This window comes from Streptomyces sp. NPDC055632 (assembly GCF_053618675.1).
In genome coordinates, this window is record NZ_JBSHHY010000005.1 from 138,832 (window position 1) to 163,969 (window position 25,138).

Annotated in this window: 12 protein-coding genes; 9 read left to right on the forward strand and 3 right to left on the reverse strand. The window is 71.6% G+C overall.

The genetic code is table 11. The features are described 5' to 3' along the window. Positions 1-241: 241 nt before the first annotated feature. Complete coding sequence (locus ACWGSR_RS09800) at positions 242-2,713, forward strand: MFS transporter (RefSeq protein ID WP_453565114.1); 2,472 nt, start codon at positions 242-244, stop codon at positions 2,711-2,713. Between the two features lie 72 nt (positions 2,714-2,785). Here ACWGSR_RS09800 and ACWGSR_RS09805 read toward each other — a convergent pair whose 3' ends face one another. Further along, positions 2,786-5,956, reverse strand: coding sequence for a hypothetical protein (locus ACWGSR_RS09805; RefSeq protein WP_453565117.1), 3,171 nt, complete (start codon positions 5,954-5,956; stop codon positions 2,786-2,788). Positions 5,957-6,555: 599 nt separating this feature from the next. Here ACWGSR_RS09805 and ACWGSR_RS09810 point away from each other — a divergent pair. Then, on the forward strand, positions 6,556-14,565 hold the full coding sequence (locus ACWGSR_RS09810; protein ID WP_453565120.1) for a ricin-type beta-trefoil lectin domain protein: 8,010 nt from the start codon (positions 6,556-6,558) through the stop codon (positions 14,563-14,565). After that, complete coding sequence (locus ACWGSR_RS09815; protein WP_432129033.1) at positions 14,562-15,134, forward strand: hypothetical protein; 573 nt, start codon at positions 14,562-14,564, stop codon at positions 15,132-15,134. Before ACWGSR_RS09810 ends, ACWGSR_RS09815 begins: the two co-directional genes overlap by 4 nt. Positions 15,135-15,243: 109 nt before the next feature. On the opposite strand, the gene ACWGSR_RS09820 is transcribed toward ACWGSR_RS09815, so the two are convergent. Further along, a complete protein-coding gene (locus ACWGSR_RS09820; RefSeq protein WP_453565123.1) occupies positions 15,244-16,479 on the reverse strand; it encodes a hypothetical protein in 1,236 nt (411 codons plus the stop codon). A gap of 215 nt (positions 16,480-16,694) precedes the next feature. Here ACWGSR_RS09820 and ACWGSR_RS09825 point away from each other — a divergent pair, with 215 nt between their 5' ends. From ACWGSR_RS09825 to ACWGSR_RS09850, 6 genes are all read left to right on the forward strand, one after another. Then, positions 16,695-17,528: a M55 family metallopeptidase gene (locus ACWGSR_RS09825; RefSeq protein WP_376236127.1), complete on the forward strand. Its 834-nt coding sequence runs from the start codon at positions 16,695-16,697 to the stop codon at positions 17,526-17,528. After that, positions 17,521-18,855 (forward strand): M20/M25/M40 family metallo-hydrolase, encoded by a 1,335-nt coding sequence (locus ACWGSR_RS09830; RefSeq protein WP_453565125.1) that lies wholly within the window; start codon positions 17,521-17,523, stop codon positions 18,853-18,855. The genes ACWGSR_RS09825 and ACWGSR_RS09830 overlap by 8 nt, the downstream gene beginning before the upstream one ends. A 73-nt stretch (positions 18,856-18,928) precedes the next feature. Further along, complete coding sequence (locus ACWGSR_RS09835; RefSeq protein ID WP_376236132.1) at positions 18,929-20,926, forward strand: S9 family peptidase; 1,998 nt, start codon at positions 18,929-18,931, stop codon at positions 20,924-20,926. After that, positions 20,923-21,882, forward strand: a complete 960-nt coding sequence (locus ACWGSR_RS09840; RefSeq protein WP_453565128.1) for a S66 peptidase family protein — start codon at positions 20,923-20,925, stop codon at positions 21,880-21,882. The genes ACWGSR_RS09835 and ACWGSR_RS09840 overlap by 4 nt, the downstream gene beginning before the upstream one ends. Before the next feature lie 170 nt (positions 21,883-22,052). Continuing rightward, on the forward strand, positions 22,053-22,793 hold the full coding sequence (locus ACWGSR_RS09845) for a class I SAM-dependent methyltransferase (protein ID WP_376236137.1): 741 nt from the start codon (positions 22,053-22,055) through the stop codon (positions 22,791-22,793). A 262-nt stretch (positions 22,794-23,055) separates the two neighbouring features. Then, complete coding sequence (locus ACWGSR_RS09850; RefSeq protein ID WP_376236140.1) at positions 23,056-23,910, forward strand: D-alanyl-D-alanine carboxypeptidase family protein; 855 nt, start codon at positions 23,056-23,058, stop codon at positions 23,908-23,910. 63 nt (positions 23,911-23,973) lie between these two features. Here the strand turns inward: ACWGSR_RS09850 and ACWGSR_RS09855 are convergent, their stop codons facing one another. Then, on the reverse strand, positions 23,974-25,062 hold the full coding sequence (locus tag ACWGSR_RS09855) for an adenosine deaminase (protein WP_453565132.1): 1,089 nt from the start codon (positions 25,060-25,062) through the stop codon (positions 23,974-23,976). Positions 25,063-25,138: the final 76 nt, after the last annotated feature.

A 25,138-nucleotide genomic window follows, 5' to 3' on the forward strand; every position in this document is an offset into this window, starting at 1 on the left:
CAACGCCCGGAGCGTTCACCGGTTCGAGTGGATCGCCCGCGCCTCCCGTGACCGCGCCCGCGCGCGCCGGGGGCGCGGGCCCTCTCATAAACGCGCTGATGAGCGACCCAAGTGCGCCGCCTCCCGGGGCCGTTCGCCGCCCGGGACCCCGCTGACCTCCCGTACCGCCCGACTTGCTCCCCCTTCGCGCCCAATGCGAAGAATGGCGCGGCGCAGACGCCGTGACGAGGGGAGCAGACACGTGGGTGCGGTCACCGTGGTGAAGAACACCGAGAACGCCGCGGACGCCGCGGACGCCGACGGTGCCGGAGGCGCGGAGCCGCCCGTCCCGCCCGCCGACCCCGTGCCGGCGCCCGGACCGGACGCCCTCGACCCCCGCCGCGTCCGGCTCGTCTTCCTCGGCCTCGTGCTCGCCCTGCTCCTCGCCGCCCTGGAGCAGATGATCGTCGCCACCGCCCTGCCGAAGATCGTCGGCGAACTCCAGGGCCTTGACCGGATGTCCTGGGCGATCACCGCCTACCTGCTGACCTCCACCATCGGCCTGCCGGTCTACGGGAAGCTCGGCGACCTCCTCGGCCGCAAGGGCGTCTTCCTCTTCGCCATCGTCGTCTTCGTCATCGGCTCCGGCCTCGCCGGCTGGTCCCGGACGATGGACCAGCTCATCGCCTTCCGCGCGATCCAGGGCATCGGCGCCGGCGGCCTCATGATCGGCGTCCAGGCGATCATCGCCGACATCGTCCCGACCCGGGAACGCGGCCGGTACATGGGCATGATCGGCGCCGTCTTCGGACTCGCCTCCGTCGCCGGACCGCTGCTCGGCGGCTTCTTCACCGACCACGTCTCCTGGCGCTGGTGCTTCTACTTCAACGTGCCCTTCGGGCTCGTCACCCTCGCCGTCGTCGCCACCGTCCTCAAGCTCCCCAAGCCCGTGGCACGCGCGCGCTTCGACGTCCTCGGCGCCCTGCTCCTCGCCGCCGCCTCCACCTGCCTGGTCCTGCTCACCAGTTGGGGCGGCACCGAGTACGCCTGGGACTCCCGGGTCGTCCTCGCCCTCGCCTGCGGCGCCGCCGGAACCACCCTGCTCTTCCTGGTCGTCGAGCACTTCGCGCCCGAACCCCTCATCCCGCTCCGGCTCTTCCGCGACTCCGTCTTCACCGTCACCGCCCTCGTCGGCGCCGTCGTCGGCATCGCCCTCTTCGGCGCCGCCAGCTACCTGCCCAGCTTCCTCCAGATGGTCGAGGGCGCCACCGCCACCGAGTCCGGCCTCCTGATGCTGCCCCTCATGGGCGGCATCGTCGTCGCCTCCGTCGTCTCGGGGCAGCTCATCAGCCGCACCGGCCGCTACAAGGCCTACCCGGTGGCCGGCGGCGCCCTCTCCGTCCTCGGCATGTGGCTGCTCTCCCACATGGACGCCGACACCCCGCGCCTCCAGCACAGCCTCTGGCAGGCCGTCCTCGGCACCGGCATCGGCCTGGTCATGCCGGTGCTCGTGCTCGCCGTGCAGAACTCCGCGCGCCCCGCCGACCTCGGCACCGCCACCAGCGCCCACAACTACTTCCGCCAGATCGGCGGCAGCGTCGGCGCCGCGATCTTCGGCACCCTCTTCGCCTCCCGGCTCGACGACGCTCTCGGCGACCGGCTCGCCGGCGTCCTGCCCGGGAACGGCTCCACCGCCCCGTTCCCGGCCGAGTCGATCACCCCGCAGACGGTGCACACCCTGCCGCCCGCCCTGCGCGACGCCTACGTCCAGGCGTACGCGGACGCGATGCCGCGCATCTTCCTCTACCTCGTGCCGGTCCTCGTGCTCGGCCTCGTCCTCGCCTTCTTCCTCAAGGAGAAACCGCTGGTGTCCCACCCCACCCCCACCACCGAGGCCGCCGACTTCGCCACCCGGGCGGTCCCGCACGCCCGGCACGCCGCCCCCGAGGCCGCTCCGGCCGCCGCCCCGCCGCACTCCGGGCTCCCCGTCTGCGGCACCGTCCAGCACCACGACGGCAGCCGCGTGCCCCGGGCCGCCCTCACCCTCATCGACGTCCAGGGGCGGCAGATCGGCCGCGGCGCGAGCGGCGAGGACGGCCGGTACGCGCTGAGCGTGCCCGGCGGCGGCGCCTACGTCCTGATCGCCGCGGCCGGCGGACACCAGCCCCAGGCCGTCTCCGTCACCGTCGGCGACCGCCCGGTGGAGCTCGACGTCGTCCTCGGCGGCGCCGGGCGGCTCGCGGGCAGCGTCGTCACCGCCGACGGAACGCCCGTGCGGGACGCGGCCGTCACCCTCACCGACGTGCGCGGCGAGGTCGTCGCCTCCACCCGCAGCGGACGCGAGGGCGGGTACGTCATCACCGAACTGGTCGCGGGCGAGTACACGCTCGCCGCCAGCGCCCCCGCCTTCCGGCCCGCCGCGCTCCCCGTGAGCGTCCAGGCCTCCCGCGAGACCCGCCAGGACATCGAACTCGCGGGCGGGGCCGTGCTGCGCGGGACGGTGCGGGCCGGGGGCGGGCGTCCGGTGGAGGACGCCCGGGTGACCCTGCTCGACGCGGCCGGGAACGTCGTCGACACCCTCACCACCGGGGCCGACGGCACCTTCCGCTTCATCGACCTGTCCTCCGGCGAGTACACGGTCATCGCCGCCGGGTACCCGCCCGTCGCGACCGTCCTCCAGGTGGCCGGCGGGGGCCGCACCGAGCGCGACCTCCAGCTCGGCCACCAGGACTGAGCGGAGCGACGAGCCCCGGCCGCCTGCTGCGAGGCAGGCGACCGGGGCTCGGGGGGCGACGCGTCGAACGGGTCAGCCCAGGGCGCGGATGCCCCGCCAGTCGACGGAAAGGACCGTCCTGGCCGGCGGGTTGGTGTTGGTGGTGGACGGGTAGTACAGCCGCATGTTCCCGTTCTCGCCGACGCGGGCCCAGATGTCGGGGATGCCGTCCTTGTTGACGTCGGGGATGCCGATCGCGGCCGTGATGTTGGCCTCGGTCCACGCCGTGCCGAACGCGACGTCGCCGTTGAGCGAGTTGGCCGCCAGCTTGAGCGACTCCAGGTCGACGCCGCGGGCGCCCGTACCGGGCTTGCCGTGGCGGACGTACATGTTGCCGTTGTCCAGGTTGCGCCACAGCAGGTCGGGCGTGCCGTCCTTGTTCATGTCCGCGACGTTGACGATGTCGCGGCGGGCCCACGCGCTGCCCTCCATGAGCGTCGCGGTCTGGACGGTGGCGCCCGTGTAGCCGGACAGCATCCAGAACGCCGTCCCGGCCCGCAGGGCCAGATCGGGCAGCCCGTCGCCGGTGACGTCGCCGACCGCCTTCAGCTGCGTCCAGGTGGACGGCGCGGGGGCGTTGGCCGGCAGGCGGATCTCGATCCGCTCGTCGACGTTGAAGCTGCCGTAGCCGTCGCCCGGGTACAGCCAGAACCTCTTGTCCGGGGTGACCGCGAACAGGTCGGTCGAACCGTCGCCCGGATACGTGTCGTTGTAGTGGGCGATCAGCGACGCGGTGCCGGCGGTGTCGATCCAGTGGTTCGGCGGATCGACCTTCTTGTCCTTCGTCACGTACGCGGCGGCCAGGCAGTTGTACAGCTCACCGCCGGTGCCGGGCACCGCCGGGTCGGCGGGGGCGCCCACGCAGTTCTTCAGCTTGCCGTCGGGGTAGAGCACCAGCAGGTCGGCGATGCCGTCGCCGCCGGTGTCCATCGGGCCGTCGGCGCGGTCGCGCGGCGGCAGGTAGAAGGCGTAGCTGCCGGGCAGGCTCTGGTTGCCGTGGACGTCGTAGGCGTAGACGCGCACGCTGGTCGGGCCCGCGTGCCGGGGCAGGACGTTGGTGAGCGTGACCTTGCCGTTCACGGGAGCGGGCGTGTCGACGAGCGTCTCGCCCTCGAAGGCGTACTTGAACTTGGTGGCGCCGGAGGCGGTGAAGGTGAGGTCGCCGGGGGTGCCGTACTTGACCTTGGCCCAGGTCTTGCCGTCGTCCGTGGCCTCGGTGAACACGGTGCTGGTGATGTCCGGCTGCGGCGGGGCGGTCGGGTCGACGGTGATCCGGCACGGCTCTTCGCCGTTCGGGAAGAACGTGGAGACCCCTCCGGCCGAGTCCTCGGCGCGCACGTCCCACGAGAAGAGGGTGTTGGCCGTGATGTCCTTCAGGAGCGGGTCGTCCGCCCTGATGATCATCCGGCCGTAGCCGTCGGACTCCTGGGTGGCGACGTACTCGCTCCTGGTGGTCGCACCGGACTTCCAGAAGCGGAACCGCAGTTTGGGGACGGTCTTGTCCGGGTCGGAGGCCTTGGCCTTGAGGGTGATGGTGGTCCGGCCGATGGTGACGCTGTTGGTCGGTCCGGGCACGCACGTGCCGCCCGGTGAGGACGAGCCGCTGGTCGGCTGGGACGGCGCGCGGTTGTAGTCGCCCTCCAGGACGGCGGAGGTCGCGAGGAACTTGCGCCAGGTCTGGGTGTCGCTCTCGCTGGTGGCGCGCATGCCGAAGGTGAGGGACTCGTGGCCGGCGTCCGCGCTCTTCTGGACCCCCGCGAGGACGTTGAACGCCTCGTAGTCGTCCGGGCAGCCCGAGGACCAGCCGTGGGCGAAGGACTGCCAGTCGAGCTTCGTCGACCAGCTCGGCTGCGCGTTCCAGGTCGTGCCGGACGAGATGGAGCCGGTCTGCCAGAACTGGAACTCGCGGGCGGTGCAGGACCAGGAGTGGTTGTTCTTGACCTTGAAGGTGGCCCGGGTGAACTTCGCGCCCTTGTAGTCCTTCGAGAACTTCATGCGCCAGAAGGAGCGGCCGAGGCCACCGGTGTCGCTCTCGTAGCCGACGCGGGCGTCGGAGGTGCCGGAGGAGAAGTTCGTGCCGTTCCAGAAGCTGGAGGTCGGGTACTTCTTGTACGCGGTGGTCCAGCCCGACCAGCCGCTGTTGAGCGGCGGGTCGACGAAGACCGGGTACGCGGTGTCCGGGTGGTCGAGGAGTCCGGTCCGGCCCAGGCCCAGGTTCAGGGTGGCCGTGCCGGTGCCGTCGCCGTCGAGCGTGGTCGGGAGCTGCGCGGAGCGCGCGCCCGGCTCGATGCCCGTCAGGCCCGACAGCTTCAGGACGTCGGTGGTGCCGGCGACCGAGGTGCGCCGGGGGGTGCCGGGCGGAAGCTCGGGGTCCCGGCCGCTGGAGTCCCAGGCGAAGGGGGTCGGGATGGTGCCGACCTCCGCGCCCGTCCCGTCCAGGACCTGGATCCGGTTGGCCTTGGCGTCCTGCCGGAAGACCGCGGTCTTCGACCGCAGGCCGTACGCGACGGTCGCGAGGTCCTTGTTCTCGGCGGCCTCGCGGTCCTTGACGATCAGGAGCTGGCCGAAGCCGCCCTCCTCGCGCGCCACGAGCAGCAGGTCGACGCCGGGGAGCACCTCGGGGTAGAGGGCGCGCGGGCCGTCGAGCACCGGCTTCGGCAGGGCGCCGGGCCAGGTGTAGGCGATGGTGTGGCCGCCGAGGTCGACCTCGGCGAGGACGGACGCGCCGTCCGCGTTCCCGGCGAGCGGCGCCCGGGCGTACGAGCGGTCGGCGCGGGCTTCGCCGGAGGTGCCCCCGGAGAAGCGGACCGGCAGGGCCGGGTTGGCCGGACGGACGGTCAGGGCGCCGGCGTCCTCGGTCCGGTGCAGGGTGTTGTCGATCGGCTCCCACGTGCCCTTGGCGGTCTTCGCGCGCTGGGGCAGCGCGTGGATCTGGGCGCGCATCTGGCCGTTCGGCAGCGCCCAGACCATCTCGGTGGCGGTGGTGGCCGTGTCGACGAGCACGTTCTTGCCGGTGCGCCTGGCCTCGGCCGCGGCGGCGGCCTCGCCCTTCGGCCCGGTCGACGCCTGCTCGGCATCCGTGCGGGGGGCGCCGGCGGAGGGGGTGGACGTAGGCGCGTTCGGCTGCCACCAGGGCAGGAGCGCGGCGGTGAGGGCGGCCAGTACGAGGCCGAGGGTGAGTGCCAGCCGTGTGCGCGTGCGCACGAACGGACTGAGAAGACGAGGCGGCGCGGGCACGGTGGTCTACTCCCGTGGGACCAGAGGGATGTTCGGACAGCGCAGACGGCCCCGGCGGAACGTCCCCGGGGCACAAGACGCGCACACGATCACACGTTCGCCACACGACGTCCATCTCTAAAGAGTTTATGAAGATGTTACTGATCTTTGGTGTCGACTTGACGAGGGGTCACCTGACTCCGTTTCAAGTCGTTTTGAGAGCGCTTCCCGTCGCAAATGTGTTCGGTGTCCGATCTATCGCGAAGACCGGAACTATGGGCTTCTGTTTGCGACTGCACCGTGGCGAATCTCACGGGGAAGGGCTTCGTGGCCGCTCGGCCGACCTTGAAAACGGATCACGCATGACACAGAGTGCGCACGCACGCGCCTGATCGGGGCGCGTGCTCTTTGGTGTTTCCGCACCTCCTCCGTTGTCTTGTTCGTTGGGTGGGAGTCGACGCGTGATGCGTGCTTCAGAACCACTGTCGTGGGTGGGGCGGAATCGCCTCGCCATGACAGAGTCACAACGACGGCGCCGTCGGCGAAGCCGCACGGCGACCGTCCTCCTTTTGTCATCGGTGTTGACGGTGACGAGTCTGGGCTCACAGGCCCTGGCCGTCCCCGGCGACGGGATGAGCCGCGAACAGACGACCTCCGAGGTCAAGCTGCCGGACATCCCGGAGAGCACCCCGCTCGCCGACGACGCCGGCGCCGACAAGGCGCTGAGCCTCGCGGACGAGCAGAAGATCGAACCCTACGTGCCGGCGGCCGTCGACCCGTGGGCGGAGGACGCCGGCAAGGCGCCGCTGACGGCGCAGACCCCGCCCGGCACCACGGTCCCGGTCGTGAACGAGACCACGCAGGCCGGCCTGCCGGTCGCGATCGGCGTGCCGGCCGGCCAGGACCCGACGAAGATCGACGGTGACTGGCGCGTCGCGGTCAAGTCGACCACCACGTCGGAGGAGTCCGGCGTCCCCGGCATGATCCTGGAGGTCGTCCCGCCGGCGGACGCCGATCCGGCCGCGCAGGTCACGCTCGAGGTCGACACCAGCGGCTTCGCCGACCGGTACGGCCCCCAGGCCGCCGAGCGCTTCGGCCTGGTCCTCCTGCCGGAGTGCGTCATCGACTCCCCGGACGCCGGTGACTGCGCCCCGGACAGCGGCACGGAGACCATGTCCGGCACGCGCGACGTCGCCGACGACGTCCAGCGGCTGCGCTCCACGGTCGAGGAGGTGCCGGCCGCCGAGGCCCCCACCAAGGCCAAGCTCAAGAAGAACGCGCCCACCCGCACGATCCTCTCCGGATCGGTCCCGGTCGCGAACCTGCTCGCGGACGACACCGCCCTCCCGCGGGTCTCCGGCGCCTCGGCCCGGCAGGCCGCCCTCCAGGTCGCCGACGCCTCCGGCCGCCAGGTCATCGGCGCGATGGACACCGGCGCCTCGGCGAGCGGCGACTTCACCGCCTCCCCGCTGCTGTCCGCCGGCTCCTGGGCCGCGGGCTCCTCGAACGGCGCCTTCACCTACGGCTACCAGGTGCAGGTCCCCGAGGCGGCCGGCGGTCTGACGCCGAAGGTCAGCCTGGGCTACTCGTCGCAGACGGTCGACGGCCGCACCTCGGCGTCGAACAACCAGGCCTCCTGGATCGGCGACGGCTGGGACTACAACCCGGGCTCCATCAGCCGGACGTACGTCAACTGCCGCCAGGACTCCAAGAAGGCCGGGTCGAACAACTCGACCCACAAGACCGCGGACCTGTGCTGGGGCTCGGAGAACGCCACCCTGTCGCTGGGCGGCACGACCACCGAGCTGGTGTGGGACGAAGGCCAGCGGAAGTGGTTCACCGCCAACGGTGACGGCTCGAAGATCGAGCGGTTCAAGGACACCTCCAAGGACCCGCGCTCGGGCATGAAGGACGCCGACGGCGAGTACTGGGTCGTCACCACCAAGGACGGCACGAAGTACCACTTCGGCCTGAACAAGCTCCCGGGCTGGTCGGACAACGGCGCCGCCGCCGACGACCCGTACACCGACTCCGTGCTCGCGGTCCCGGTCTACGGCAACCACCCGGACGAGCCCTGCTACAAGGGCTCGACGACCGCCGACTGGAAGTCCTCCGCCTGCAACCAGGCCTGGCAGTGGAACCTCGACTACGTCGAGGACGTCCACGGCAACGCCATGTCGCTGTGGTGGGCGCGCGAGAAGAACTACTACGCGAAGAACTTCTACTTCAAGGGCCCGGTCGAGTACCACCGCGGCGGCCACCTCACGCAGATCCTCTACGGCCAGCGCAAGGACAGCCTCTTCAGCGCCACGGCCCCGGCCCGCGTCGGCTTCACCGTCGCCGAGCGCTGCTACGCCGAGGGCAACCTCACCTGCAGCGAGGAGAACTTCAAGTCGAGCGACCCGGGCAAGTACCGCATCTGGTACGACACCCCCGCCGACCTGCGGTGCCAGGCGGTCACCTCGACGGACAAGAAGAAGTGCTGGAACGCCGGCCCGACCTTCTGGTCCACCAAGCGCCTCGACAAGATCACCACCTCGGCCCAGCGCCGCACCGACACCACCGCGCGCCAGGTCGTCGACGAGTACCAGCTCAAGCAGAACTTCCCCGTCCTCAAGACCGGCCCGAACACGGCCCTGTGGCTGGAGTCCATCCAGCGCACCGGCTACGCGCGGAACGGCTCGACGGACGCCTCGGTCAAGCTCAACCCGATCCGGTTCGAGTCCAACGAGGAGGAGATGCCCAACCGCGTCCTCCAGCGGAAGACGGCCGGGGAGGAGAAGGGGCACCCGACCGACCCGCGCCCCGGCTTCGCCCGGCTGCGCATCGGCCGCGTCATCAACGAGTACGGCGGCGAGACCGTCGTCACGTACAAGATGCCGACCTGGGGCGACGCGGCCGACGGCTGCGCCAGCGGGCAGGGCCTGCCTCCCAAGACGGACAAGGCGGCCCTCAAGGCCAACACGCGCCTGTGCTACCCGACGTACTGGCACCCGGACGCCGAGGTCGAGGACATCGACTGGTTCCACAAGTACGTGGTCCAGTCGATCGAGGAACTGCCGAACATCGACGGCTCGTTCCCCACGCTGACGTCGTACGACTACAAGAACGCCGGCTGGAAGCTCGCCGAGGCGGAGTTCAGCAAGAAGTCCACGCGCACGTACTCGCAGTTCGCGGGCTTCGAGCAGACCACCGTCGTCACGGGCGCGCGGAAGGCCGCGGCCGACAACGGCGAGGGTTCCACCCCGGGCGAGGACACGCCGGGAGTCGAGGGCCCGAAGACCAAGGCGGTCACCCGCTTCTACCGGGGCATGGGCGACACCGTCCCGATGAAGACCCTCACGGGCACCAACCTCACCCACGACGGCGCGACGGTCTACGACCGCGAGGCGTTCGCCGGCCGGATCGCCGAGGAGTTCAGCTACTCCGACGCGACCGACGCCGACAACGACTGGCTCACCCGCGGCCTCACGATCCCCGAGGCCACCGAGCTCGCCAGCCGCCCCCGCGGCGACGGCCTCGACCCGCTGAAGGCGTGGCGCGTCACCGAGCCCGAGGAGATCGCGTACACCAAGTCGTCGGGCACGGGTGACGACACCCGCACCCTGCGGAGCGTCCGCACCAAGACGACCTTCGACGGCGTCCACGGACTGCCCACGCAGGTGGAGTCGTTCGGCGACGCGGACCCGACGAAGACCGAAGACGACTCCTGCGCCAGGATGGAGTACCTGCACAACACGGACCGGAACATCATCGGCCTGACCAAGCAGGTCCTGGTGTCGCCCACGTCGTGTGCCGCGGCGAACTGGTCCGACCTCAAGTCGCTGAGCGGTGGAACGCGAACCTCGTACGACAACACGGCGTACGGTACGGCGCTCGCCGACACCACCCGTGGTCTGGCCACCGAGACCTGGTCCCTGAAGGCGGACGGCACCGGATTCCAGACCGGCGGCACCGTCGTCTTCGACGCCCTCGGCCGCGTCACCAAGCAGATCGACCCGGACAAGAAGGAGTCCTCGATCGCCTTCGACCCGCCGACGGGTCAGGTGTTCAAGATCACCCAGACGAACCCGCTGGGTCACGCCCAGATCCAGGAGGTGGAGCCGGGTCGCGGGGTCGCGCTGAAGACGACCGACGCCAACGGCCACGTCAGCCAGGCGAAGTTCGACCCGCTGGGCCGTCTCGCCGAGGCCTGGGCTCCCGGCCGCGCACCGGCCGCGGGCGTCGTCCCGGACTTCAGGGCCGAGTACGTGATCCCGGAGGAGGAGCCCGACCCGAACGACCCGGACGGCGGCACGCTCCGTAAGCCCCCCTACGTCACCACCTACAGCCGTGGCTACGAGAACCGGATCGAGAAGTCCGTCACGGTCTACGACGGTCTCGGCCGCGAGCGCCAGACGCAGGAGGAGGCGGACGGCGGCGGCCGTCTGATCACCGACACGCTGTACAGCAGCGCCGGTGAGATCTACCAGACCAACAACGCCTACCTCAACGAGGATGCCCCGAACGGCGAGCTGTTCACCCCCCGCGCCGACACCACGGTCCCGAACATCACCCGGTACAAGTACGACGGCCTCGGCCGCGTGCTCGAGGAGATGCCGGTCCTCAAGGTGAAGGCCCCCGGGACCACCGAGGCCGTCTCCCAGGAGGTGCCGGAGAAGGCGACCCGCTACGAGTACGGGGCCGACTGGTCGAAGGTGATCCACCCGCAGGGCGCCTCGTCCTACCGGGTCTACACCGACGCCCTCGGCCGCGCCGTCCGCACGGACACCATCAACCCGGCGGAGCCCGGCAGTTACACGTCGACGCGCTACACGTACGACGGCCGCGGCCAGCTCACGAAGGCGACCGCCTCGGCCGACCCGACCCACCCGTGGACGTGGACGTTCGACGCGCGTGGCCGCATGGAGACCGCGACCGACCCGGACACGGGCACCACGCGGATGACGTACGACGACCGTGACCGGCCGCTCACCAAGACCGACGCGCGCGGCGTGACGATCTGGAACGGCTACGACGAGCTGTCCCGGCCCAAGGAACAGCGCCTGAACAACTCCGCGGGCACGCTGCTCGCCGGGTTCTCGTACGACACCGTCGTCGGCGGCAAGGGCATGCCCGCCTCCGCCACCCGGTACACCGAGGGCCAGGCGTACACGCAGAAGGTCAACGGCTACACGACGGACTACCAGCCGACCTCGACGACGCTGTCGCTGCCCCCGTCGCTGGCCACCACGTGGGGCATCCCCGCGGACTACCGGTACGACTACAAGTTCTCCGACAACGGCATGCTGGAGGAGGCGAACCTTCCGAAGGCCGGCAAGTTCGACCCGGAGAAGCTGGTCATCCGTTACAACAAGGACGGCAACCCGCTTTCGGTCTCCGGCAAGGACTGGTACGGCTCGGAGACGATCTACTCGCCCTACGGCCAGGTCATGCGCTCGACCATGGGCGCGGTGCCCTACCGGGTCTGGGCGCAGAACTCGTACGACGAGTCCACCGGCGAGCTGCAGAACCAGATGGTCTACCGGGAGCAGACCGGTGCCGGTCCGGTCGAGGGCAACCTGGTCTCGAAGCGCGAGTACGCCTACGACCCGGCCGGCAACGTCACGGACATCCGTGAGCGCGCCACCGGGATCGAGGAGCGGCAGTGCTTCACGTACGACCCGCTGGGTCAGCTGAAGACCGCCTGGACCTCGAAGGACCAGGAGAAGTGCGCCGCTCCGAAGAAGACGGACGGCACGCTCGACGTCGCCGCGGGCAAGGACGCCTCCGGCTACTGGCAGGAGTACGAGTACGACCTCCTCGGCAACCGCACCAAGCTGGTCGAAAAGGACCTGAACGGCGTCACGGCCAAGGACGCGACCACCACGTACCAGTACGGCGTGGGCGCGGCCAAGAGCCAGCCGCACACGCTCACCAAGGTCTCCAAGACCTACACCACCCCCGCGGGTGCGCAGGTCAAGGCCGAGGCCGAGCGGCTTTACGAACTGACGGGTCAGACGAAGTCGGTCACCTCGCTCGACAATGGTGACAAGCAGACGTTGACCTGGACCCCCGACGGCAAGGTCGACCGGATCACCGGCGCGGGCACCGGCGGCAAGACCCCTTACACAGGCCTTGCCGACAAGTGCTTCGACCTCAAGAACGGCGTCGCGGCCGCGGCGCAGCCGGTCCAGCTGTACACCTGCAACGCCACCGCGCCGCAGAGCTGGAAGTTCACCCCCACCCCGAGCACGCCGACCACTCCGCAGACCGACCCCGACCGGGGCTCGCTGTCGGTGTTCGACGACTGGTGCGTCCAGCCGGCCGCCAACACCGTCGGGTCGGCCGTCCAGATCCAGAAGTGCGCCACCACCGCCGCGGCGACGGCGGCGCAGGAGCTGAAGCGCAACGCGGCCGGCCAGTTGACGCACATCGCGTCCAACCTGTGCCTGGCGGTGCAGGGTGCCAACTCGGCCGACGCCACGGCGATCGTCCTGGCCACGTGCGACGGCAACTCCGCCGCGCAGCTGTGGGCGCCGCAGAACGACACCCGTCACATCTACGGCCCCGGCGGCGAACGCCTGTTCACCATCAAGGGCAAGACGGCCACCCTGTACCTGGGTGACACGGAGGTCACCGTCCGGCAGGGCGGCGTCCTGGTCAACTCGCAGCGCACCTACATCACCCCCGCCGGTTCGGTCATGCGCTACGCGTACGGCACGGCCGGGGACCGGCTGGTCGCCCTGACCACGGACCACCAGGGTTCCGTCTACGCCGAGGTCGCGATGAGCGACACGATGGACGTGCGGATCCGCAAGCAGGACCCGTTCGGCAACCAGCGTGGCGCCGGCACGGTCGGCGGCAACCTGCAGACGCACACCGGGTTCCTCAACAAGACCCGGGACGACTCCTCCGGCTACACGCTCCTGGGCGCCCGGCTCTACGACCCGATGGTCGGACGCTTCCTGTCCGCCGACCCGCAGATGGACCTGAACGATCCACTGCAGGCCAACGGGTACGTCTACGCGCACAACAACCCGGTCACCCACGCGGACCCGACCGGTGAGGCGATCACCCTGACCGCCTCGGAGAAGGCGGCGGCCCTCGCGGGCGCGGGCCTGTCCGCGGCGCAGGTCGCGCAGGCGCAGGCCACCATGGGCAAGTCCCTGACCTCGGTGATCCTCGCCGCCGCGTGGAGCGTCCTGAGCGACTTCATCGGGCTCAGCGACGCCATGGCCTGCTTCGGCGGTGACATGTGGTCCTGCGGCAGCATGATCATCGGGGCGATCCCGTGGACCAAGCTGGGCAAGATCCCGTCCGTCCTGAGGGCGGTCGACCGCACGATCAACGCCATCCAGGCGTTCAAGAAGGCCAAGGCGGCGGCCGAAGCCGTGCTCAAGGCCGCCAAGGCGGCCGAGGCGGCGGCTCTGAGAGCCAAGAAGGCCGCCATCGAGAAGGCGAAGAAGGAGGCCGCGCAACGGGCCAAGAAGAAGGCGGCCGAGGCGGCCAAACGGAAGGCCGAAGCGGCGGCCGCCGCCAAGAAGAAGACCGGTAACCCGGCCCAGAAGAGCTCCCAGGCCAAGGCCGCCCCCAAGTCCTCCTCGCAGACGGGAGTGAGCAAGGCGGGCAAGTCCGGTTCGTCCAAGCCGGGCGGAAGTTCCGGCGGATCCTCCCGCGGCAAGGGCGGATCCAGCGGCGGCGGCGGTTCCGGCAAGGCCGGCTGCAACAGCTTCGTACCCGGCACGAAGGTGCTGATGGCCGACGGCTCCACCAAGCCGATCGAGCAGGTCAAGACCGGCGACAAGGTCATCGCGACCGATCCCGAGTCCGGCGCCACGCGGGTCGAGACGGTCACCGCGGAGATCAAGGGCCAGGGCCTCAAGCACCTGGTCACGATCACCGTCGACACCGACGGCGAGGCCGGGTCGAAGACGGCCCGGGTCACCGCAACCGAGGGCCACCCGTTCTGGGTGCCCCAGCTCCGTGCCTGGCTCAAGGCCACCGACCTGACCTCGGGCCAGTGGCTGGAGACCAGCGCCGGCACCCGGGTTCAGATCACCGCGATCGAGCGCCGGACCGCCCGGGCGGCCACGGTGCACAACCTGACGGTCTCCGGCACCCACACGTACTACGTGACGGCGTCGGGCACCTCACTCCTCAACCACAACGACACCTGCCCGACGGGTGGTGGGGAGGACCTCGACCCGTACTCGCCCGAGAGCACGGAGAAGCGCCAGGAACAGAACGCGCAGAACTGGTCGGAGATCCCGCGTGATGTCCACGAGACGGTGAACCGTGTGGAAGACGGCCGGCTGCCCCAGCGGGTCAACGACAACGGTCTCGACTGGTACGACGCCCGCAGGACGCGAAACGGTGTGACCACCTATAACACCAACAACCCGTGGTACGACGCGACGGTGTACACGGTCCTGGACAGGAGGGGAAGGGACACCCTCCACCGTGTTCTCGTCCGCTCCGACGGCGTCGTCGGGTACGTCTTGGGCCACAATTACAATCAGGTCCACGAATACGGATACGCCGGGCGCCTGCCAGGCAGATGGAACCAGCCGGGGGCCGGCTGGTACGCGGATCACGGAGGTGGATCCCCTCGATGAAACCCCCAGCCGCAGTCGACTCCCTGGCCGCAGCGGGCCTGCTGTTCATCGATGGGTGGACCGAGCCCGAAGGGCTCATTCCGCCCGTCGTCACCGGTCTGGCCACAAGCTGCCCGGCCTCGGAAGGGCGCGTCGAAGCCATGCTGGACGTCCTGGAGCCGCAGCTGCACGAAAGGGCGAACGCCGACTGGTACCGGCTGGCGGTCGAAGGAGGGCTCTTCTCCGAGACCGACCGCAGGTTCCTGCTCGCGATGGATACGGCGGAGGACGACGGCGCGCAGTGGTTCTGCGTCGAGTTGCAGGACGAATGGGACATCATGGGCGCGGGAGCCGCCGGGCCGCTCGGCAGCGCCCCTTGCCGTCCCGAGTTCCGCATGCTCTCGCTCGACGGTAACGTGCTGCTCTTTGCGACGACGTGGGAGCACGCGATCAGCACCTCGGTGCTGAAGGCGCCGCACCGCTCGCAGGTCCTCCGCCGGTGGGCCGAGGACCTGGCGTCCGGATCGCTCGACTATCCGGACGAGCCGCCGCTGAGCCCGGCGGCACGCCGCTGGCTCGACGCCCACTAGAAGTGCGACGGGGTCGGGACGACCCGGCTCCGTCACCTTCGAAGCAGTTCGGAAGCCCCGACCGAGACATCGGTCGGGGCTTTCCCCCTTGCCGCTGCGGAGGCGGTCCTCAAGAGGTGGTCGACGCCCTGCGCAGCGCGCTGATGCAGGTGCCGATCGCCTCCTGGAGGTCTTCGAGGCGCTGGAGCATGTCGTCCTCGAAGACCTCCTCCTCAAGGACCTCGTCCAGGGTCAGCTCCTCGAAGACCTTCGTCGCCTTCTGCAGGCTGCTGTAGAACTTCGTCCGCCGCTCCTGCACGCGCAGTGCCGGGTCCTCCTCGACGGCCTTGGCCACCAGGCCCTTGACCGCGTCGTACGCCTCGCCGGCCCACTCGCCGGCCTCCTCCGAGTCGTCCAGCTCGTCGAGGAGCGACAGGTGCCGCTCGGCCTCCGCACGCAGCTCGGGCGGCGCCTCCACGGTCTGCCCCGCCGGGGTCTTGATCTGGCCGTTCTCCACGATCTGCCGCACGTACCCGATGCGGTCCGCCGCCTTCGCCTCGCTCGCCACCGCCTTCTTCAGGTCGCCGGTGCGGGCGATCGCGCGGGCCATCTCCGTCTGGAGGGCCGGGTCCTCCTTCATCCGGTCGAGCAGCGCGCCGCGCGCCGCCTCCGCCGTCCCCGGGTCGGCGAGGATCGCCGCCCGCAGCGCCGTCGGGTTCTCCGCGACCTCGAGCGCCTTCGTCGGCCGGATGCCCTCCGCCTCGGCCGCCGCGCTGATCGCCTGCCCGCGCACGGAGGTCGCGCCGTTGCGGGAGGAGTAGTACGAGATCCAGACGTCCGCGTCGGGCAGCTCGACGTCCTCGCCGGGGACCAGGACCTCGAACTGGGGGACCAGGCCGTCGTCGGCGGCCATGTCCCAGGCCTTGTAGTAGCGCATGACCCGCTCCGGCGAGCACTCCGCGAGCTCCGCGAACGCCTTCGCGGAGACCTTCGCCGCGGCCGTGCCCTCGGCGGCCTGGCCGCCGGGCCGCACGCTCCGCGCCACCTTGAGCGCGAAGGCCCAGCCGCCGGTGCGGGCGTAGACGCCGAAGTCGCGGGCGTCGCGGACGACGACGGGGTCGGGCTCCCCGGCGTTCTGATCCGCGTCCTGCTCCTCCTCCCGGTCCTCGGCCCCCTGCGCGTCGCGGGGCTCCGGCGCCGAGGGCTCCCAGAACTCGGGCTCCTCCGCCATGACGGGGCCGGTGGCCTCCTCGGCGGGCCCGGGGACAATGGACTCGGGGACGGCGGACTCGGGAACGACAGGCCCGGGAACGGCGGGCCCGGCCTCGGCGGGCGTGGTGTCGGACGGGGTGAAGGCGATGGTCACCGGGGCTCTCCGAGGGTCGGGTACGGGAACTGCGGCCGACAGCCTATACACACCCCTTGGTGAAGTTTCACCCGTTTCAGCGGTCCGGTGCGCAGGGGGCGACCGGAACACGCCGGGTCGCCCGTGCAACCGCCCGGTCCGTGCCATTGGTCCACTCCAACGGTGGTTTTCCACAGGGGTGGTACGGCTGCCGGGCGGCGCGTACGGTGCCGGATATGAAGATCCTCATCAGCGCTGACATGGAGGGCGCGACCGGTGTGACCTGGCCCGCAGACGTGCTGCCCGGCACGCCCCAGTGGGAGCGGTGCCGCTCCATGTTCACGTCCGACGTGAACGCGGCGGTGCTGGGCTTCTTCGACGGCGGCGCCGACGAGGTGTTGATCAACGAGGCGCACTGGACCATGCGGAACCTGCTCCTGGAGAGACTGGACGAGCGGGCCGAGATGCTCACCGGCCGGCACAAGTCCCTCTCCATGGTCGAGGGCGTGCAGCACGGCGACGTCGACGGCATCGCCTTCGTCGGCTACCACACGGGCGCGGGTGCCGAGGGGGTCCTCGCCCATACCTACCTCGCCAACTCCATCACCGGCGTCTGGCTGAACGGCGAGCGGGCGAGCGAGGGCCTGCTCAACGCCCATGTGGTCGCGGAGTACGGCGTCCCCGTCGTCCTCGTCACCGGCGACGACCTGACCTGCGAGGACGCCCTCGGCTACGCCCCCGAGGCCCCCAAGGTCGCCGTCAAGGACCACGTCTCGCGGTACGCGGCGGTGTGCCGGACCCCCGCCAGGACCGCCGCCGACATCCGGGCCGCCGCGAAGGCCGGCGCCGCGCTCGCCGTGCGGTGCGAACCGGTTCGGGGCGGCCCCTTCACCGTGGAGGTCGAGTTCGACGCCGAGCACCTGGGCGCCGCCGCCACGGTGGTTCCCGGCGTGGCGCGCAGCGGGGAGCGGCGCGTCGCGTACACGAGCGGGACCATGTACGAGGCAATCCGTACGTTCAAGGCGGTCACGACCATCGTCTCCGCCGCGGTGGAGGAGCAGTATGGCTGAGGAGGTCCGGGAACCGGACGCGACGGCGCTCGACGAGGTGGTCACCTTCACCTCCGAGCTCATCCGCATCGACACCACCAACCGGGGCGGCGGCGACTGCCGCGAGCGCCCCGCCGCCGAGTACGTCGCCGAGCGGCTCGCCGCCGCCGGGATCGAGCCCGCCCTCCTGGAGCGGACCACCGGCCGCACCAACGTCGTGGCGCGCATCCCCGGCACCGACCCCGCGGCCCCCGCGCTCCTCGTCCACGGACATCTGGACGTGGTGCCCGCCGACCCCGCCGAGTGGGCCGTCCACCCCTTCTCCGGCGAGGTCCGCGACGGCCTCGTGTGGGGGCGCGGCGCCGTCGACATGAAGAACATGGACGCGATGGTCCTGGCCGTCGTCCGCTCCTGGGCCCGCCAGGGCGTCCGGCCGCGCCGGGACGTCGTCCTCGCCTACACCGCCGACGAGGAGGACAGCGCCGCCGACGGCTCCGGCTTCCTCGCCGAACGGCACCCGGCGCTCTTCGAGGGCTGTACGGAGGGCATCAGCGAGTCCGGGGCGTTCAGCTTCCACCCGGAGCCCGGCACCACCCTCTACCCGATCGCGGCGGGGGAGCGCGGCACCGCCTGGCTCAAGCTCACCGCCCACGGCCGCGCCGGCCACGGCTCCAAGGTGAACACGGCCAACGCCGTCACCCGCCTCGCCGCCGCCGTCGCCCGGATCGGCGCCCACACCTGGCCCGTCCGGCTCACCGCCACCGTCCGCGCAGCCCTCACCGAACTGGCCGCGCTGTACGGGATCGAGGTCGACACCCACGCCCCCGACTTCGACACGGACCTCCTCCTCGACAAGCTCGGCCCCGCCGCCGCCCTCGTCGCGCCGACCGTCCGCAACAGCGCCAACCCGACGATGCTCGACGCCGGCTACAAGGTCAACGTCATTCCGGGCACCGCCGTCGCGTACGTGGACGGGCGGATGCTGCCGGGCGGCGAGGAGGAGTTCACCGAGACGATGGACCGGCTGACCGGGCCGGACGTGGAGTGGGAGTTCCACCACCGCGAGGTGCCCCTGGAGGCCCCCGTGGACTCCCCGACCTTCGCCAAGCTCCGGGCCGCCGTCGAGCGCTTCGACCCGGACGGGCACGTCCTGCCGTTCACCATGTCCGGCGGCACCGACGCCAAGCAGTTCTCCCGGCTCGGCATCACCGGCTACGGCTTCTCGCCGCTGAAGCTGCCCCCGGACCTCGACTACGCGGCGCTCTTCCACGGCGTCGACGAGCGCGTCCCCGTGGACGCCCTCCACTTCGGCGTCCGGGTGCTCGACCACTACCTGAAGACCGCGTAGGGCACGCGGGACGCACGAGGAAACCCGGGACACGAGGGGGAACGGACCTGTGACAGCAGGGGGAGCGGAGACCATGGAGACGGCCGCCTACGGAAGCTGGCCCTCGCCCGTCGACGCGGCGCTCGCCGCCGCGCACGACGGACGGCCCGAGTACCCCGGCGCCGTCGGCGACGAGCTGTGGTGGACCGAGCCACGGCCCGCCGAGGGCGGCCGCCGGGCCCTGGTGCGGCGGCGGGCCGACGGCACGGAGGAGACCGCGCTGCCCGCCCCGTGGAACGTCCGCAGCCGGGTGGTCGAGTACGGCGGACGGCCCTGGGCGGCGGCCGACCGCCCCGAGGGCGGACCGCTCGTGGTGTTCTGCCACTTCCCCGACCAGCGGCTGTACGCGTACGAGCCCGACGCCGGGCCCGGCGCGGAGCCCCGGCCGCTCACCCCCGTCTCCGCCGTCGGCGGCGGACTGCGCTGGGTCGACCCGGTGGTCCACCCGGACCGGGGCGAGGTGTGGTGCGTCCTGGAGGAGTTCACCGGGCCCGCGCCGACCGACGTGCGCCGGGTGCCCGCCGCCGTGCCGCTCGACGGCTCGGCCGCCGGAGACCGTGCCGCCGTGCGCGAACTCACCGGCGAGCGCCACCGGTTCGTGACCGGACCCCGGCTCTCCCCGGACGGCAGCCGGGCGGCCTGGATCGGCTGGGACCACCCCCGGATGCCGTGGGACGGCACCGAGGTCCTGCTCGCCGAGGTCGCCCCCGACGGCACCTTCCGGGACGCCAGGACCGTCGCCGGAGGACCGGCCGAGTCCATCCCCCAGGCCGACTGGGACGCGGCGGGCCGGCTGCTCCTCGTCAGCGACCGCACCGGCTGGTGGAACCTCTACCGGGCCTCGGTCGGCGACGACGGCACCCTGTCCGAACCGGTCGCCCTCCGTCCCCGCCCCGAGGAGTTCGGCGGCCCGCTCTGGAAGATCGGACACGGCTGGTTCGCGCCCCTGGAGAACGGGCTCGTCGCCGTCGTCCACGGCACGGGCACCACCTCCCTCGGGATCCTCGACCCCGAGCGCGGCGACCTCGTCGACGCCGTCGGCCCCTGGACCGAGTGGACCCCGGCCCTCGCCGTCCACGGCACCCGGGTGGTCGGCGTCGCCGCCGGACCGTACGGCTCCTACGAACTGGTCGAGCTCGACACCCGCACCGGCCGCGCCCGCGCGGTCGGCGCCGCGCACACCGACGCCGTCGACCCCGCGTACTACCCCGAGCCCCGCCTCCGCACCTTCACCGGGCCCGGCGGCCGGGAGGTCCACGCCCAGGTGTATCCGCCCCGCCACCCCGGCTTCACCGGCCCCGACGGAGAGCTGCCGCCCTATGTGATCCGGGCGCACGGCGGGCCCACCGGGCACGCCCCGCTCGTCCTCGACCTGGAGATCGCCTACTTCACCTCGCGGGGCATCGGCGTCGCCGAGGTGAACTACGGCGGCTCGACCGGCTACGGCCGGGAGTACCGGGAGCGGCTGCGCGAGCAGTGGGGCGTCGTCGACGTCGAGGACTGCGCGGCCGTCGCGACGGCGCTCGCCGCCGAGGGCACGGCCGACCCGGCGCGGCTCGCCGTGCGCGGCGGCAGCGCGGGCGGCTGGACGGCCGCCGCCTCCCTCGCCGCCACGGACGTGTACGCCTGCGGCACGATCGTCTATCCCGTCCTCGACCCCCGGGACTGGGCCACCGGCGGGACCCACGACTTCGAGTCCCGGTACCTCGACGGGCTGATCGGCCCCTTCGACCGGGTGCCCGGCCGGTACAAGGAGCGCTCGCCCGTCGAGCACGTCGACCGGATCACGGCCCCGTTCCTGCTGCTCCAGGGGCTCGACGACGTCATCTGCCCGCCCGAGCAGGCCGAGCGCCTGCTCGCCCGCGCGGCCGGCCGGGGCGTCCCGCACGCCTACCTCGCCTTCGAGGGGGAGGGGCACGGCTTCCGCGGCGCCGAGGCCCTGGTCCGCTCCCTGGAGGCCGAACTCTCCCTGTACGTCAAGGTGTTCGGCATCGACCGCACGGACGTCCCGGACCTGGAGTACCGCACGTGACCGGCCCCTGGGCGCGGGAGCCGCTCGCCGTCCGCGCACTGGAGCGGCCCGCCCGGCTCCGGCCCGGGGCGCGGGTCGCCGTCGTCGCCCCCAGCGGTCCCGTCTCCGAGGAACGGCTGCGGGCGGGGCTCGACGTGCTGCGCGGCTGGGACCTGGAGCCGGTGGTCGCCCCACACGTCCTGGACGTCCATCCAGCCCTCGGACACCTCGCGGGGGCGGACCGGGCGCGGGCCCGGGACCTGACCGAGGCCTGGTGCGACCCCTCGGTCTCCGCCGTGATCTGCGCGCGCGGCGGGTACGGCGCCCAGCGCATGGTGGACCTCGTCGACTGGGCGGCGGTCCGGGCGGCCGGGCCCAAGGCCTTCGTCGGCTACAGCGACGTCACCGCCCTGCACGAGGCCTTCGCCGTCCGCGCGGGCTTCGCCACCCTGCACGGGCCGATGACCGCCGCGGGCACCTTCCTCTCGGACCCGCGCACCCAGGAGTCCCTGCGGGCCACCCTGTTCGAGCCCGAGTCGGTACGGACCCTGGGATCGGAGACCGCGCGGGCCCTCGTGCCGGGCCGCGCCCGGGGGGTGACCCTCGGCGGCTGCGTCAGCCTCCTCGCCGCCGACCTCGGCACCCCGCACGCCCGGCCCTCGGCGCGCGGCGGGCTGCTGGTCCTGGAGGACGTGGGGGAGGAGCCGTACCGCCTCGACCGGATCCTCACCCAACTCCTGCGGTCCGGATGGCTCGACGGGGTCGCGGGCGTGGTGCTCGGCTCCTGGGCGGAGTGCGGGCCGTACGAGGAGGTGCGGGCGGTGCTCGCCGACCGGCTCGGCGGCCTCGGGGTGCCGGTCGTGGAGGAGCTGGGCTTCGGACACGGTCCGACCGCGCTCACCGTGCCGCTCGGAACACCGGCGGTGCTCGACGCGGACGCGGGGACGCTCACCCTCGACGTACCGGCCCTGCGCTGAGGGGTTCCGCCAAGTCGCCTTTCCCGCGCGGACGTTCGGCACGACAACGAAACGAGACCGCCATCTTCGTGGGTTCCGCCAGTACGGCCCTCCGGACGGCTGGGGAGAGACTTCCCGCCAGGGGCCGCGGCCTGCCCGAAGGCCGACGCCACGAAGAGGGGAACAGCACGATGAGCGGTCAGCTCTACGACGGGATCGGCGAGGCGTTCGAGGGGTTCAAGGGCCTCCCCCTCGCGCGCTACGGGGAGGTGCCCGGTTTCCTCGCCCTCGTCGGGGACGTGAAGGGCAGGTCGGTCCTCGACCTGGCCTCCGGAACCGGCTTCTACAGCAGGGAGCTCAAGCGCCGCGGCGCGTCCGACGTCCTCGGCGTCGACATCTCCGGCGCGATGGTCGACGCGGCCCGGGCCCTGGAGGACGCCGAACCGCTGGGCGCGCGGTACGAGGTCGGCGACGTCGCGGAGCTGCGCGCCTTCGACGAGCCCTTCGACATCGCGATCGCGGTCCAGCTGTTCAACTACGCCGACAGCGTCGCCACCATCGAGCGGATGTGCCGGAACATCCACCGCAGCGTCGCGGACGGGGCCGAGTTCTTCGTCTTCACGCAGAACCCGGACTTCCGTTTCGGCGGGCCGTCCCTGGCCAAGTACGGCTTCCTGTGCGAATCGCTCGGCGAGGAGACCGAGATCGGGCCGCGCGAGCGGCTCACCGCGCTCCTCGACCCGCCGATCTCGTTCGAGGCGAACCCGCCCGGCCGCGAGGTCCTGGAGAAGAGCCTGCGGGCGGCCGGGTTCGACGGGATCACCTGGGTGCCCCTGGAGATCTCGGAGGCCGGCGTGCGCGAGTACGGCGAGGAGTTCTGGGCCGACCACGACGCCAACCCGCCGCTGACGATGCTCCGCTGCCACGCCTGACCCCGAGCCGATCCCCACGCCCTACCCCGAGCGGGTTCCAGGCTTGACCCCGAGCGGGTCCCGGGCCTGACCCCGAGCGGGTTCCGGGCCGCCCCCGCCCCTGAGCAGGGCGGCCCGGAATGCGAGGAACTTCACGGCCCCCGCCGTACATCCCCGGAGCCCCTTCGTTCGTCTTCCGTGCGCCGGGTCCGTGCGGGCCCGGAAGGCATCGATTCAAGGGCGGAAGACTTTGAAGACTCCCACACTCGGGGTACGCAGTGCCGTGACCGTCACGCTCACGGCCTCGGCCGTCCTGGCCGGTGGCCTCTTCACCGGCCAGGCGTACGCCGCGCCCGTCGACCCGACGGTCACCGCCCTGGGCGGCTTCATCATGAACAACGCCACGGGCACGACGATGTACGGGAAGACGGCCGACACGCGCCGGTCCACCGGCTCCACCACGAAGATCATGACCGCGAAGGTGGTGCTCGCGCAGAAGGGCCTCAACCTCGACGCCAAGGTCACGATCGACAAGGCCTACAGCGACTACATCGTCTCGAAGAACGCCTCGTCGGCCCGGCTCATCGTCGGCGACAAGGTGACCGTCCGCCAGCTCCTCTACGGCCTCATGCTGCCGTCGGGCTGCGACGCCGCCTACGCGCTCGCCGACAAGTTCGGCACCGGCACCACGCGGGCGGCCCGGGTCAAGTCGTTCATCGGCAAGATGAACACCGAGGCCAAGAACCTCGGCATGAAGAACACCCACTTCGACTCGTTCGACGGCATAAGCAACGGGCAGAACTACTCGACCCCGCGCGATCTGACGAAGCTCGCGAGCAGTGCGATGAAGGACGCCACGTTCCGCACCGTCGTCGGGACGAAGTCCACGTCGCAGAAGGTGACCACCAAGAGCGGTGGCTACCGGTACATGTCGTGGACCAACACGAACAGGCTCCTGAGCGAGTACAGCGGCACGATCGGCGTGAAGACCGGCTCGGGCCCGGAGGCCAAGTACTGTCTCGTCTTCGCGGCCACCCGCAACGGCAGGACGCTCATCGGCACGGTGCTCGCCTCGTCGTCCGAGGCGAACCGGACGGCCGACGTCAAGAAGCTGCTGGACCACAACTTCAAGAAGTGATCCCGGGAGCCACCGGGGGCGGGCCGGCGCCGTGGTGCGCCGGCCCGCCGCTCCGCACGGGCCTCAGAGCGCCGCGTACCCCGGGCGCACGACCTCGTCGATCAGGCGCCGGCGCTCGGGCAGCGGCAGGAACGCGGCCTCCAGGGCGGCGACCGTGAACTCCTCGAAGACCTCCGGGCCGTAGCCGAAGGCGTCCGCCATGTGCTGGAACTCCTCGCTCATGGTGGTGCCGGAGACCAACCGGTTGTCCGTGTTGAGCGTGATCCGGAAGCCCAGGCGGCGCAGCTCGTCGATCGGGTGCGTGGCGTAGTCCTTCGCCGCGCCCGTCTGCAGGTTGGAGGTCGGGCAGACCTCCAGGGCGATCCGGTTGTCCCGGACGTACGAGGCGAGCCGACCGAGCGTGCCGTCCTCGGCTATGTCGTCCGTGATCCGCACGCCGTGGCCGATCCGCTCGGTGCCGCAGACCTGCACGGCCTCGTGGATCGACTCCGCGCCGACGGCCTCGCCCGCGTGGATGGTGAAGTGGCAGTTCTCCCGCTTCAGGTGCTGGAAGGCGGGGAGGTGGCGGGCCGGCGGGTTGCCGATCTCGCCGCCCGCGATGTCGAAGCCCGCCACGCCGTTGTCCCGGTGCGCGACCGTGAGCCGCGCGATCTCCAGGGAGCGGTCCGTGTGGCGCATGCCGGTGAGCAGGGTGCGGACGGTGATGCGGCCGCCGGAGCGGCGCTCGCCCTCGCGGAAGCCGTCGTTGACCGCCTCGACGACCTCGTCGAGGGTCAGGCCGCCCTCCAGGTGCTGCTCGGGGGCGTAGCGGACCTCGGCGTAGACGACGCCGTCCGCCGCCAGGTCCTCGGCGCACTCGGCCGCGATGCGCGTGAGCGCCTCGCGGGTCTGCATCACCGCGCAGGTGTGGGCGAAGGTCTCCAGGTAGCGCTCCAGCGAACCGGAGTCGGCGGCGTCCCGGAACCAGACCGCGAGCTCGGCCGGGTCCTCGGTCGGCAGCGCGGTGTAGCCGCACTCGCGCGCCAGCTCGACGATGGTCGCGGGGCGCAGCCCGCCGTCGAGGTGGTCGTGGAGGACGGCCTTGGGGGCCCGTCGGATCCAGTCGGAGACGGGGGCGGCGGCGGGCGCGGTGAGGTTGTCAGACAAGTGCATGGCGGGGAAGTGTACGCCACGGGAAGGGGTCGCGCTGTGACGCCCCCGACAGGGGGCGGGGCGGGGGTCCGGCCAG